The organism is Streptomyces sp. ISL-87 (assembly GCF_018614095.1).
In the GTDB taxonomy this organism is placed as follows: domain Bacteria; phylum Actinomycetota; class Actinomycetes; order Streptomycetales; family Streptomycetaceae; genus Streptomyces.
On sequence record NZ_JAGGOY010000104.1, the window covers coordinates 1 to 13,342 of the forward strand.

The 13,342-nt window shown below is 72.4% G+C and carries 10 protein-coding genes and 2 pseudogenes; 5 read left to right on the plus strand and 7 right to left on the minus strand.

Features of this window, described 5'->3' with window-relative positions; all coding sequences use genetic code 11:
• Positions 1–89 precede the first annotated feature (89 nt).
• Positions 90–935 carry an AraC family transcriptional regulator gene (locus J7I97_RS31585; protein WP_214941877.1) on the minus strand — a complete coding sequence of 282 codons (846 nt, stop codon included), beginning with the start codon at positions 933–935 and terminating at the stop codon, positions 90–92.
• 80 nt (positions 936–1,015) lie between these two features.
• On the opposite strand from J7I97_RS31585, the gene J7I97_RS31590 reads away from it, so the two are divergent.
• The 5 genes and pseudogenes from J7I97_RS31590 (at position 1,016) to J7I97_RS31605 (ending at position 8,598) form a co-directional block, all read left to right on the plus strand.
• Entirely contained in the window at positions 1,016–5,605 is a 4,590-nt protein-coding gene (locus J7I97_RS31590) for an ATP-dependent helicase (RefSeq protein WP_214941880.1), read from the plus strand.
• A 154-nt stretch (positions 5,606–5,759) separates the two neighbouring features.
• Complete coding sequence (locus J7I97_RS31595; protein WP_214941883.1) at positions 5,760–6,479, plus strand: hypothetical protein; 720 nt, start codon at positions 5,760–5,762, stop codon at positions 6,477–6,479.
• A 143-nt stretch (positions 6,480–6,622) separates the two neighbouring features.
• Positions 6,623–7,435 (plus strand): annotated as a pseudogene (locus tag J7I97_RS31600) (Fpg/Nei family DNA glycosylase); the annotation flags it as partial.
• Between the two features lie 93 nt (positions 7,436–7,528).
• Positions 7,529–7,795: pseudogene (locus J7I97_RS39150) on the plus strand (nuclear transport factor 2 family protein); the annotation flags it as partial.
• 32 nt (positions 7,796–7,827) lie between these two features.
• Positions 7,828–8,598 carry an SDR family NAD(P)-dependent oxidoreductase gene (locus J7I97_RS31605; protein ID WP_214941889.1) on the plus strand — a complete coding sequence of 257 codons (771 nt, stop codon included), beginning with the start codon at positions 7,828–7,830 and terminating at the stop codon, positions 8,596–8,598.
• Positions 8,599–8,642: 44 nt separating this feature from the next.
• Here J7I97_RS31605 and J7I97_RS31610 read toward each other — a convergent pair whose 3' ends face one another.
• The 6 genes from J7I97_RS31610 to J7I97_RS31635 form a co-directional block, all read right to left on the minus strand.
• The gene (locus J7I97_RS31610) at positions 8,643–8,882 is read right to left on the minus strand and encodes a hypothetical protein (RefSeq protein WP_374103652.1); all 240 of its coding nucleotides are present in this window, start codon (positions 8,880–8,882) and stop codon (positions 8,643–8,645) included.
• A gap of 191 nt (positions 8,883–9,073) precedes the next feature.
• Positions 9,074–9,454, minus strand: coding sequence for a helix-turn-helix domain-containing protein (locus tag J7I97_RS31615; RefSeq protein ID WP_007266936.1), 381 nt, complete (start codon positions 9,452–9,454; stop codon positions 9,074–9,076).
• A gap of 109 nt (positions 9,455–9,563) precedes the next feature.
• Positions 9,564–10,076 (minus strand): CinA family protein, encoded by a 513-nt coding sequence (locus J7I97_RS31620; protein ID WP_214941892.1) that lies wholly within the window; start codon positions 10,074–10,076, stop codon positions 9,564–9,566.
• Positions 10,073–10,729, minus strand: a complete 657-nt coding sequence (gene pgsA, locus J7I97_RS31625) for a CDP-diacylglycerol--glycerol-3-phosphate 3-phosphatidyltransferase (protein ID WP_214941895.1) — start codon at positions 10,727–10,729, stop codon at positions 10,073–10,075. The genes J7I97_RS31620 and pgsA overlap by 4 nt, the downstream gene beginning before the upstream one ends.
• A complete protein-coding gene (gene rimO, locus J7I97_RS31630) occupies positions 10,726–12,225 on the minus strand; it encodes a 30S ribosomal protein S12 methylthiotransferase RimO (RefSeq protein ID WP_214941898.1) in 1,500 nt (499 codons plus the stop codon). Before rimO ends, pgsA begins: the two co-directional genes overlap by 4 nt.
• A 114-nt stretch (positions 12,226–12,339) precedes the next feature.
• Positions 12,340–13,233, minus strand: coding sequence for a helix-turn-helix domain-containing protein (locus J7I97_RS31635; RefSeq protein ID WP_214941902.1), 894 nt, complete (start codon positions 13,231–13,233; stop codon positions 12,340–12,342).
• Positions 13,234–13,342: the final 109 nt, after the last annotated feature.

Here is a 13,342-nt window from a genome sequence, read left to right on the forward strand (position 1 = left end):
GCAAGTACGTCGAGTACGAGCCGCGGCCCTCTACCTTGCGATGCACCGCACCGGACGCCGCGCCCCGGTGAACCTTGCCGGTCACGGCACTAGACGGCCCGCTCCCGCCGGTAGGCGCCCGGCGGGACCCCCACGATCCGGGTGAAGTGCCGGTTCAAGTGCGGCTGGTCGGTGAAGCCGACGGCGACGGCCGCTTCCGCCGGCGGGGTGCCCGCGTCGAGCAGGCGGCGCGCCCGGCGGACCCGGGCGTCGGTGAGCCAGGTGTGCGGCGGCATCCCGTACCGCTCGCGGAAGGCCCGCAGCAGGGCGAACGGGCTCGTGCTCAACTCGGCGGCCAGCTGCTCCAGTGAGGGCGGGTCCGCCAGCCGCTCCTCCAGTACGGCCCGGGCCCGCTCGGCGTCCGCGGTGCCCGCGCGGCGTGCCGTACGGGTGGGCAGCGGGCCGGCGTGCCGGCTGAGCATCCGCGCCACCGCGGCCCGCAGCAGCGTGTCGGCGGCCAGCGCGTTCCCGGCCTCCGCCGCCCGGTGCACCTCGGTGATCACCTGCGAGGCGTGCGGGTCGGTGACCATGTCGGTGGTGAAGCCGGGGGTTCCGCGCAGGGTGCCGATCTCGGCGGCGACCTCGGTGATCAGGTCGCGCGAGGGGTAGAGAGTGGCGTACGCCCAGCCCTCCGGCACCCCGGCGCGAGCGCTGTGCGGTACCTCGGGGTTGATCAGGACCACGCTGCCCGGCCCGGCCCGTACGGTTCCCCCGGGCAGGCCGATCTCCTCGATGCCGCCGGTGACGGCCGCGATGACGTACCCGTCGTGCGCGTGGCGCGGGAAGGTGTGGCGTACGTAGTGGGCACGCAGGAGGTCGAGCCCGGGCAGTTCCGCGTACTGCCAGTGCCGCGCCCACTCCGCCCCGTCCGCGCGACCCGCCGTCCCGATCCCCATTCCCCCATTCTGCGCCCCGCGGGGAACCGGCGTTTGCCCAGGTCCGGCCCATTGTCAGTGCCCGGGTGCACGATGGGGGCATGTCCGGTACCGCGCTCGATGCGTTCTCCCCCGCGACCCGCTCCTGGTTCACGGGGGCCTTCCGTACGCCCACCGCCGCGCAGGAGGGCGCGTGGCGGGCGATCGGGGCGGGCGCGGACGTGCTCGTCGTGGCGCCCACCGGCTCCGGCAAGACCCTGGCCGCCTTCCTCGCCGCCCTCGACCAGCTCGCGTCGACCCCGCCGCCGGCCGAGCCGAAGAAGCGCTGCCGGGTGCTCTACGTATCGCCCCTGAAGGCCCTGGCCGTCGATGTGGAGCGGAACCTCCGCAGCCCCCTGACCGGAATCCGGCATGAGTCCGTCCGCCTCGGGCTCCCCGAGCCCGAGATCCGGGTCGGTATCCGCTCCGGGGACACTCCGCCCGCCGAGCGGCGGGCGCTGGCCACCCGGCCGCCGGACATCCTGATCACCACGCCCGAGTCGCTGTTCCTGATGCTGACGTCGGCGGCGCGCGATGCCCTCTCCGGGATCGACACGGTGATCCTTGACGAGGTGCACGCCGTCGCCGGGACCAAGCGCGGCGCACACCTGGCGCTGTCCCTGGAGCGGCTGGATGAGCTGCTGCCACGGCCGGCCCGCCGGATCGGGCTGTCGGCGACGGTCCGCCCGGTCGGCGAGGTGGCCCGGTATCTCGCGCCGCGCGGCAAGGTGGAGATCGTCCAGCCGCCGTCGGACAAGGAGTTCGACCTGTCGGTGGTCGTCCCGGTGCAGGACATGGGCGAGTTGGGCGGCTCTCCCGCCACCGAGGGCCGGGAGGGCGGCGACAAACCGTCCATCTGGCCGCATGTCGAGGAGCGGATCGCGGATCTGGTCCAGGCGCACCGCTCGACGATCGTGTTCGCCAACTCCAGGCGCCTCGCGGAGCGCCTCTGCAACCGGCTCAACGAGATCGCGTACGAGCGCGCCATGGGCGAGAAGCTGCCCGAGGGTTCGCCGCCGGCCGAGATCATGGCCCAGTCGGGCGCCGCCCAGGGCGCCCCGCCGCTGCTCGCCCGCGCGCACCACGGCTCGGTGTCCAAGGAGCAGCGGGCCCTGGTGGAGGAGGATCTGAAGGCGGGCCGGCTGCCCGCCGTGGTCGCCACCTCCAGTCTCGAACTGGGCATCGACATGGGCGCGGTGGACCTGGTGGTGCAGGTGGAGTCCCCGCCCTCGGTGGCCTCCGGGCTCCAGCGCGTCGGCCGGGCCGGGCACCAGGTCGGCGCGGTGTCCACGGGCGTGGTCTTCCCCAAGTACCGGGGCGATCTGGTGCAGGCGGCCGTGGTCACCGAGCGGATGCGCACCGGTTCGATCGAATCACTGCGCATCCCCTCCAACCCCCTGGACGTACTGGCGCAGCAGCTGGTCGCGATGACCGCGATGGACACCTGGCAGCTGGACGACCTGCTGGCGCTGGTGCGGCGGGCGACGCCCTTCGCGGCGCTGCCGGAATCGGCGTTCACCGCGGTGCTGGACATGCTGGCCGGCCGGTACCCGTCCGACGCGTTCGCCGAGCTCAGACCGCGGGTCGTCTGGGACCGCGTGGCCGGCACGATCACCGGCCGGCCGGGGGCCCAGCGCCTCGCCGTCACCTCCGGCGGCACGATCCCGGACCGCGGGCTGTTCGGCGTCTTCCTCGCGGGCGCCGACCCGAAGAAGGGCGGCGGCCGGGTCGGCGAGCTGGATGAGGAGATGGTCTACGAGTCCCGCGTCGGGGACGTGTTCACCCTGGGCACCACCTCGTGGCGCATCGAGGACATCACCCGCGACCGCGTCCTGGTCTCCCCCGCCCCCGGGGTGCCGGGCCGGCTGCCGTTCTGGAAGGGCGACCAGCTGGGCCGTCCGCTCGAACTGGGCCGCGCGGTCGGCGCGTTCCTCCGCGAGCTCGGCGGAATCGCCGAGGAAGACGCGCGACTGCGCCTCGTGGCGGCCGGCCTGGACGCCTGGGCGGCGGAGAACGTCCTCGCGTACCTCGCGGAACAGCGCGAGGCCTGCGGCCATGTTCCGGACGACCGGAACATCGTGGTCGAGCGCTTCCGCGATGAGCTCGGCGACTGGCGGGTCGTCGTCCACTCCCCCTTCGGCGCCCAGGTGCACGCCCCGTGGGCGCTCGCCCTCGGGGCCCGCCTCGCCGAACGGTACGGGATGGACGCGCAGGTGATGCATGCCGACGACGGCATCGTGCTCCGCCTGCCGGACGCCGACCTGCTGTCGATGGACCTCCTGGACCACGATCCCGCCGCCACGCAGTCCTTCGAGTTCGACGACGAACAGGCCCCGCTCGGCGCGGCCGATATCGCCTTCGACAAGGGCGAGATCAACCAGATCGTCACCGACCAGGTCGGCGGCTCCGCGCTGTTCGCCTCCCGCTTCCGCGAGTGCGCCGCCCGCGCCCTGCTGTTGCCGCGCCGCAATCCCGGCAAGCGCACCCCGCTCTGGCAGCAGCGCCAGCGGGCCTCGCAACTGCTCCAGGTGGCCTCCGAGTTCGGCTCGTTCCCGATCGTCCTCGAAGCGGTCCGCGAATGCCTTCAGGACGTCTTCGACGTGCCGGGGCTGACCGAGCTGATGGGTGACATCGAGGCGCGCCGGGTCCGGCTCGTCGAGGTCACCACCCCCGAGCCGTCCCCGTTCGCCCGGTCGCTCCTCTTCGGTTACGTCGCCCAGTTCCTCTACGAGGGCGACTCGCCCCTTGCCGAGCGCCGGGCGGCCGCGCTCTCGCTGGACTCCCGGCTGCTGGCCGAGCTGCTCGGCCAGGCGGAGTTGCGCGAACTGCTGGACGAACACGTACTGGAGGAGCTGGAGCGGGAGCTCCAGTGGCTGACCGAGGACCGCCGGGCCAAGGACACCGAGTCGGTGGCCGACCTGCTGCGGCTGCTGGGCCCGCTGACGGATGCCGAGCTCGCCGAGCGCGGCGCGGAGCCGTCCTGGGCCGTCGAGCTCTCGGCCGCCCGCCGGGCCATCCGGGTCCGGATCGGCGGCGCGGACCACTGGGCGGCGATCGAGGACGCGGGCCGGCTGCGGGACGCGCTGGGCACCGCGCTCCCGGTCGGGGTCCCGGAGGCGTTCACCGAGCCGGTCAAGGACCCGCTCGGCGACCTCCTGGCCCGGTACGCCCGCACCCACGGGCCGTTCACCACGGATGTCGTCGCCGCCCGCTTCGGCCTGGGCACGGCGGTCACCGAGGGCGCCCTGCACCGGCTCGCGTCGTCCGGCCGGGTGGTCCAGGGCGAGTTCCACCCCGCGGGCATCGGCCAGGAGTGGTGCGACGCGACCGTACTGCGCAGGCTGCGCCGCCGCTCCCTGGCCGCGCTGCGCCAGGAGCTGGAGCCGGTCCCGCCGGCCTCCCTCGCGACTTTCCTGCCCCAGTGGCAGCACCTCGGCGGGGCCCTGCGCGGCATCGACGGCCTGGCCCGGGCGATCGAGCAGCTCCAGGGCGCCCCGGTGCCGGCCTCGGCACTGGAGCGGCTGATCCTCCCCTCCCGGGTTTCCGGCTACTCCCCCACCCTCCTCGACGAGTTGACCACCACGGGCGAGGTGCTGTGGTCCGGCGCGGGGGCGCTGCCCGGCAAGGACGGCTGGATCTCGCTCTACCTGGCGGAGGCGGCCCCCCTGCTCCTCCCCCCGCCGCACCCCCTGGAACTGACCGCGCTCCACCAGGCGGTCCTCGAAGCCCTCGCCGGCGGCTACGGCCTGTTCTTCCGCCAGCTGTCGGAGTCGGTCCGCGTCCGGCACCCAGAGGCCACCGACATGGAACTGTCCTCGGCCGTCTGGGATCTGGCCTGGTCGGGCCGCCTGACGAACGACACCCTGGCGCCCCTGCGCTCCCTGCTGGGCTCGGGCCGTACGGCGGGGGCGACAGCCCATCGCGCGCGCCGCACGATTCCCCGCGGCCGCTACGGCACCCTCAGCGCGACCGTCTCCCGTACCGGCCCGCCCACGGTCGCCGGGCGCTGGTCCCTCCTGCCCGCCCACGCCCCCGACCCGACCCACCGCGCCCACGCCCTGGCCCGCACCCTCCTGGACCGCCACGGCGTGGTCACCCGGGGCGCGGTCGCGGCAGAGGGGGTCGAGGGCGGCTTCAGCGCGGTCTACCGCATCCTGTCGGCCTTCGAGGACAGTGGTCAGGCCCGCCGGGGTTATGTGGTCGAGGGCCTGGGCGCGGCCCAGTTCGCGATGGACGGCGCGGTGGACCGCCTCCGGGCCGCCGAGCGGACCCCGCCGCCGCTGGCCGCGGTGGTCCTGGCGGCGGCGGACCCGGCGAACGCGTACGGCGCGGCCCTGCCGTGGCCGGAGCCGCCGACCGGCGCCACCCACAAGCCGGGCCGCAAGGCGGGCTCCCTGGTGGTCCTGGTCGACGGTGAACTCACCCTGTACCTGGAGCGCGGCGGCAAGACCCTGCTCGCCTGGCCCCCGGCCGACGACCCCCGCCTCGCGGCGGCCACCGCGGCCCTGGCCTCGGGATCGCGTGCGGGCACCCTCCCCGCCCTCACGGTGGAACGCATCAACGCGGCCCCCGCGTTGACCTCGCCACTGGGCCCCGCGCTCGAAGCCGCCGGTTTCCACGCCACTCCCAGAGGGCTCCGGCTCCGTTCGTGAACACGTCGCGGTGATCGTGTAGCGCTTATGTACCGCTTATGTACTGACCCCGTCACGAACCCATTCACCGTGCAGAGCAGCGGTTTTCGACCCCATTAAGATCACGACCGCAGGCATCGAGATTGACGATGCACAGTCATGGGGGAGAAGAAAAATGAGCACCATAGGTATGCGCAAGACGGCACTTGGCGCCATCGGTCTGGCGGTCACCGCGACGCTGACGCTGAGCGGCTGCAAGAACGGCAACGAGGAAGTGGCCCCGCCGGCCGCCCCGTCCGCCCCGTCCTCTTCATCCGCTTCGTCCGGTGGCTACGCCGACCCCTCCCAGTCGGCGCAGCCCAGCACCCCGGCCAGCCCGAGCGACCCGTCTGGATACGGCGACGCCCCCGCGGGCGGCGCGGGCGCGGGCGGCACGGCCAAGCCCGGCCAGACCTTCAAGATCGGCGAGACGGCGAACGTTCCGTTCAGCTACGGCAGCACCAAGGGCACGATCGCCCTCACCGTCACCGCGATCGAGCAGGGCAACCCGGCCGACCTGGACTCGCTCAAGCTCGGCGACCAGGTGAAGGGCAAGGTTCCCTACTACATCCGCTACACGGTCAAGAACACCGGCAGCACGGACCTGGCGTACTCCACGGTCGGCCACATGAAGGGCCTGCTCGGGGACGGCACCGAGGCCCAGGGCGTGTCGATCATCGGCAAGTTCGAGAAGTGCCCGAACGAGTCGCTGCCGAAGGGCTTCACGAACGGCAAGACGGCCACCGCCTGCGCGATCGCGCTGGCCCCGTCCGCCCAGACCAAGGTCGGCTCGGCCGAGTACTGGGGCGACCCGTACAACAACCTGAGCAACGGCAAGGGCCTCATCTGGAAGTAGGCAAGCGGCCTCACCAGGCCCTGCCCCTCCCGTCCACGAGCCCCCGCGACGAGAACCGCCGCGGGGGCTCGCCCATACCCCCGCCGGCTCGCCCATACCCCCGCCGGGGGGGACCCGACCCCGCCCGGGGCGACAATGGGGCCATGCCCGAAGGTGACAACGTCTGGCGCGCCGCGGCCCGCCTCCACGCGGCCCTGGCCGGCCGGGAGCTCACCCGCTGCGACCTCCGCGTGCCCCGCCTCGCGACCACCGACCTCACCGGCCGCACCACCCTGAACGTCACCGCCCGCGGCAAACACCTCCTCGCCCGCTTCTCCGGTGACAGGGACGGCGACGGCAGCGACGGCCTCACCCTCCACAGCCACCTCCGCATGGACGGCGCCTGGCACGTCTTCACGGCCGGCCAGAAGTGGCGCGGCGGCCCCGCCCACGAGATCCGCGCCATCCTCGGCACCCCCGCCCACACCGCGGTCGGCTACCGCCTCCCCGTCCTCGAACTGCTCCGCACCTCCGACGAGGACCGCGTCGTCGGCCACCTCGGCCCCGACCTCCTCGGCCCGGACTGGGACCCCGACAAGGCCGCCGCCAACCTCCTCGCCGCCCCCGACCGCGCCCTCGGCGAGGCCCTCCTCGACCAGCGCAATCTCGCCGGCATCGGCAACATCTACAAGGCCGAGCTCTGCTTCCTGGCCCAGGTCACCCCGTGGACCCCGGTCGGCGCCCTCCCCGACCCGGACGTCACCACCGTCCGCCTGGCCGTGGCCGCCCACCGTCTCCTCGCCGCCAACAAGGACCGCCCCCGCAACACCACCGGCAGCCGCCGCCCCGGCCAGGAACTGTTCGTCTACGGCCGCGCCCACCGCCCCTGCCTCCGCTGCGGCACCCCCGTCCGCGAAGCCCCACAGGACGACCGCCCGACGTACTGGTGCCCCCGCTGCCAGACCGGCCCGACCCCCACCGGCGGGCCCGATCCCCGGACGGTCGCCATCCGGTTCAACGACCGGATCAACGCCGGGGACCTCGACGGCCTCGCCGCCCTGATGTCGCAGGACCACACCTTCATCGACACCGCGGAAACGGCCGTCACCGGCAAGCAGGCCTGCCTCGACGCCTGGCGCGGCTTCTTCGCGGCCTTTCCGGACTACCGCAACGTCTTCACCTCCGTCACCGCGCAGGGCGGCCTCGTCACCGCCCTCGGGCACTCCGTCTGCGCGGAGCCGAGCCTCGCGGGCCCCGCGCGCTGGACCGCCGTCGTGCACGACGGCAAGGTGACGCGGTGGCAGGTGCACGAGAACCCGCCCACGCCCCCTGATTGACGCTCCGTCAGATCCGGTCGTACCGTCCCGGCATGCCCACACCCACAGCCTCGTACGACCTCACCGGCCGCACCGCCCTGATCACCGGAGCCGCCAGCGGCATCGGCCGCGCCACCGCCGTACTGCTCGCCGAGGCGGGCGCGGCCGTGCACTGCGCGGACCGCGACGAGCAGGGCCTCGCCGAGACGGCGGCCCTCGTCGCCAAAGCCGGCGGCACGGCCACCGCCCATCCGCTCGATGTCACCGACCGCACCGCGATCCGGGCCGCCGTCACGGCCGCCGGCCCCCTCGACATCACCGCCGCCATCGCCGGGGTCATGCACACCAGCAGCGTCCTGGAGACGGCCGACGAGGATCTCGACCGGGTCCTGGACATCAACTTCAAGGGTGTCCTGCGCACCTGCCAGGAAGCCGCCCGCGCCATGATCGCCGCCGGCCGCCCCGGCTCGATCATCACCATGGCCTCCGGCGCCGTGGACGCCGCCCAGCCCGGCCTGCTCTGCTACAGCGCCGCCAAGGCCGCCGTGGTCCAGCTGACCAAGACCCTCGCCACCGAGGCCGGCCCGCACGGCATACGCGTCAACGCCGTCGCGCCGGGCTGGATCCGCACCCCGATGACCGGCCGCCACGCCCCCGAGGTCCAGGAGCGGACCGAGGCGATGATGGTCCGGATGTCCCCGCTGCGCAGGGTCGGAGAGCCCGAGGACATCGCCCAGGCCGTGCTCTACCTGGCCTCGGACGCCTCGTCCTTCATGACGGGCCAGATCCTTCGCCCGAACGGCGGAGTGTCAATGCCCTGGTAGCCGCGCGCTCACCCCGGCCCGCGCGCTCACCCCGGCCCGCGCGCTCACCCTCGTAGCCGCCCGCTCACCCCAGCCTCCGCAGACCCCCCGGCAGCCGCCCGCCGGGACCTCCGTACGGGCCCCCGCGGCGTGCAGTGCACCGGCAGCAACCCCAGCCCCCAGCCGCCCACCGCCACCGCACCCTCCACCGGCCCGGAGTCCCCCGGCGCCAGCGCCAGCCGCAGCACGGCCCACCACCACACCAGGCCCATCACCAGCGCGAGGGGTATCAGCAACCGTCGCACGGACGCCTCCCAGGGCCGGGAACCCGGACGGCCCCATCCTCCCGCACCCCCCGTGCCCCCGCACCCAGAACGGCCCGGCACGAAGCCCCGTACCCGCACGCGGGGCGAAAAGCCGGGAGCCCCGGCCGGTGCATCACGCACCGACCGGGGCTCCGGCCACACTCAAACGCGACTCAAGCGCATTCACACGCTCACGCGGCTACGACATTCACCGCTTCCACGGGTGCCTTGATGGTCACCCGCTCCGGACCGCCCGTGACCGAGGCCACGGAGACCGAATTGAGCATCGGGCGTACCGGTGCCGGCACCGGTTCGCTTGCCGCGGCCGACTGCGCAAGCTCTGCCAGCGACAGCTCGTCACTGACTTCGCGCATCAGCTCGGACATCCGTACGTCCAACGCGTCGCAGATCGCGGAAAGCAGCTCGGAGGATGCCTCCTTCTGCCCCCGCTCCACCTCGGAGAGATAGCCGAGCGAAACTCGGGCGGACGAGGAGACTTCGCGCAGAGTACGGCCCTGGCGCTGGCGCTGCCGACGCAGCACGTCACCCAGCAGGCGACGGAGCAGAATCATCGGTGGCTCCCTCCTCTGACCGTGTAGCCGTAACCTTCACGCCCCACCGTACCGCCTCGCGCCGCGGCCGTGCGGGGAGCGATGTCGTGTTCACTCAGGGCTGCAAACATCAAATCCCCCCGTTCTGTTCCGTATCCTGCCCCCGCAGATTCTCGCGGAGTTCGTCCGAGAGAAGCTCGAGCACTGTCCGTGCACTCTCCCTACGGATTTCCTCCCGGGAGCCGTTCAACCTCAGCCGGGCCGTTTTCCTGCTTCCCGGACCCGCCACGGCGACGAAAACGGTGCCCACCGGCTGCCCGTCCTGAGGGTCCGGACCGGCCACTCCGGTGGTCGCGATCCCCCACGAGGCCCCCAGTGCGCGCCGTACCCCGGCCGCCATCTCCTCCGCGACCTGCGCGTTCACCGCTCCGTGTGCCGCGAGCAGCTCCGCGTCCACTCCCAGGACCTGATGCTTCAGCTCCGTCGCGTACGCCGTGACCGAACCGCGGAAGGACCGGGAGGCTCCGGGAACGGCCGTGAGCTCGGCGGCCACCAGCCCGCCGGTCAGGGACTCCGCGACCGCAAGCGTCTGGTCACTCTCCGCAAGGAGTCGCAGCACTTCCCCGGCCGGCTCGCGTGTCACCGCGCGGCCTGCTCCGCTGCAAGGCCCTTGCGACGCAGCACGACGGCCTGGCGGATGTAGTCCAAACCGGTGACCACGGTCAGCACGACGGCGACTGCCATCGCCCAGAACCGCATGGTCGCCAGCGGTCCGGTCAGCGCGAGCACGTACATGCCCACCGCCGTGCCCTGGGCCAGGGTCTTGAGCTTCCCGCCCCGGCTGGCCGGGATCACTCCGTACCGGATGACCCAGAAACGCATTAGCGTGATTCCGAGTTCCCGTCCGAGGATCACCCCGGTCACCCACCAGGGCAGGTCACCCAGCCAGGAGAGAACGATCAAAGCCGACCCCATGATCGCCTTGTCGGCGATGGGGTCGGCGATCTTCCCGAAGTCCGTGACCAGGTTGTACGTCCGGGCCAGATGCCCGTCGAAGATGTCCGTGATCATGGCGACGGCGAACGCCGCCCACGCCCACGCCCGCCAGACGGGGTCATAGCCCCCGTCGGCGAGCAGCAGCAGGACGAATCCCGGCACGAGCACGAGCCGGATCATCGTCAGGATGTTGGCGATGTTCCACAGGCTGGCCTGATTGACGGCCGCAGCCCCGAGCTTCGCGCCGGGCGCGGGCCGGCGGCCGGTCCCGCCCGCCGCAGATGCCGGGACTCCGGTCATCCGGCCGCCTCCTCAAGATCCATGCCCAGGGGCTCGGCCACCAGGTCCACACCCAGGGTGCCGACGACCTTCGCCGTGACGATACGCCCGGGGACCAGGCCCGTGCCGTCCGTGAAGACGACCTGCCCGTCGGTCTCGGGGGCCTGGTGCGCGGCGCGCCCGTAGGCGCCCTCGCCGTCCTCGGCGGCCTCGTCGAGCGGCACGACCGTTTCGACGAGCACCTCCAGGGTCTCTCCGATCCGCTCCTCCGCGCGCTGCGAGGTGAGCTCCTCGGCGAGCCGCTGCATGTGCGCGAGCCGCTCGGCGATGGTGTCCTCGTCCAGCTTGTGGTCGTAGGTGACGGCCTCGGTGCCGTCCTCGTCGGAGTAGCCGAAGACACCGATCGCGTCGAGCCGCGCGTGGGTGAGGAAACGCTCCAGCTCGGCGAAGTCCGACTCCTTCTCGCCGGGGAACCCGACGATGAAGTTGGACCGGACGCCGGCCTGCGGGGCCTTGGAGCGGATGGTGTCGAGCAGTTCCAGGAACCGGTCGGTGTCACCGAAGCGGCGCATGGCGCGCAGTACGTCGGGCGCCGAGTGCTGGAAGGACAGGTCGAAGTACGGCACGACCTTGGGGGTCGAGGTCAGTACGTCGATCAGGCCGGGCCGCATCTCGGCGGGCTGGAGGTAGCTGACGCGTACGCGCTCGATGCCGTCCACCTCGGCCAGCTCGGGCAGCAGGGTCTCCAGCAGGCGGATGTCGCCGAGGTCCTTGCCGTACGAGGTGTTGTTCTCGGAGACCAGCATGATCTCCTTGACGCCCTGCTCGGCGAGCCAGCGCGTCTCGCCCAGCACATCGCTGGGGCGGCGGGAGATGAAGGAGCCGCGGAAGGACGGAATGGCGCAGAAGGAGCAGCGCCGGTCGCAGCCGGAGGCGAGCTTGACCGAGGCGACCGGGCTCTTGTCGAGCCGGCGGCGCAGCGGCGCGCGCGGCCCGGAGGCCGGCGCCAGCCCGTCGGGCAGGTCCGCGGGGGCCTCGGCCACCGGCTCCTGCGCGTGGCCGGGCAGGGACACCTCGGCGTCCTGGCGGGCCGCCGGGCTGATCGGCAGCAGCTTGCGCCGGTCGCGCGGGGTGTGGGAGGCGTGGATGCCGCCGTTGAGGATGGTCTGGAGGCGGTCGGAGATGTCGGCGTAGTCGTCGAAGCCGAGCACGCCGTCGGCCTCGGGGAGCGCTTCGGCGAGTTCCTTGCCGTAGCGCTCGGCCATACAGCCGACGGCGACGACGGCCTGGGTCTTGCCGTGATCCTTGAGATCGTTGGCTTCCAGCAGGGCGTCTACGGAGTCCTTTTTGGCGGCTTCGACGAAGCCGCAGGTGTTGACGACGGCTACGTCCGCATCGGCGGCGTCCTCGACGAGCTCCCAGCCATCCGCCGCCAAGCGGCCTGCGAGCTCCTCCGAGTCCACCTCGTTACGGGCGCAGCCAAGAGTGACAAGGGCGACGGTACGGCGTTCGGGCATGGGCTCAAGACTACTTTGTCCAAAGGCCGACCCCCGCCCTAAGTCCGGGTAAACCAAGATCCCCGGGATGCGGCGCAGCATCCCGGGGATCTGGAATTACGTATTCCGTGCTGGTCAGCCCGCCTGGGCCTGGCCCTGACGCGGGTCGTCCTTGGTGTATGTGAGACGTTCCACCTGTCCTGGCTGGAAGTCGTCCTTGATCTCCTTGCCGTTCACGAAGAGCTTCACGACCCCGGCGTCGCCGAGTACGAGGTCGATGGATTCCTTGTCGGTGAAAGTCTTGGACTCGCCCGGGGCGAGGGTGCCGTCGAACAGCAGCCGGCCGCTGTGGTCCCTGGCGGAGATCCAGCTCTCGCCGTCGTTGGCCGTCAGGACGACCGTGACGAGGTCCTTTGGCGCGGCGGCGATGGCGCTTTCCGAAGGTTCCGGCTTGGGCGCCTGCGGAGTCTGGGGCTGGCCAGCGGGCTTGCCGGCCGTCTGCTTGGGCGCGGGCTTCGGCGAGACGGAACCTTCCGCCACCGGCCGCTTGGTGTTGTCGTCGCCGCCGCTGAACGCGGTGAAGCCGACGAAGCCGATCACGGCGACGATGGCGGCGACCATGGCGGCGGTCCAGTTGGGCCGCTGCCGTTCGGGGCGGATGCGCTCGGCATCGAACATCGGCGCGGCGGGGGTGGGTGCCGGCCGACCGCCGTGGGCCGCGTCGTAGCTCTCGATCAGGGGTGCCGGATCGAGGTGCACGGCGCGGGCGAGCGTACGGATGTGACCGCGGGCGTAGACGTCGCCGCCGCACCGCGTGAAGTCGTCCTCTTCGATCGCGTGCACGATCGGGATGCGCACGCGGGTGGTGGAACTGACCTCGTCGACTGTGAGCCCGGCGGCGATCCGAGCCTTCTTGAGGGCCGTCCCGATGGACGGTCCTTCGACGGAACGTTCGACGATGCGGTCCTCGGACCGGTCGTCGGTCGAAGGCCGCTCTTCTTCGGGGGAGTTGGAGTTGCCGATGGACACGAGGGCGCCTTTCGAGCGTGTAGCCACCTGCTGGATGTCCAGTCTAGGGGGGTGACGAAAGGGTGGAGCAACCGGAGGGTGGACTTCCTACGCCATCCGAATGGCGAGG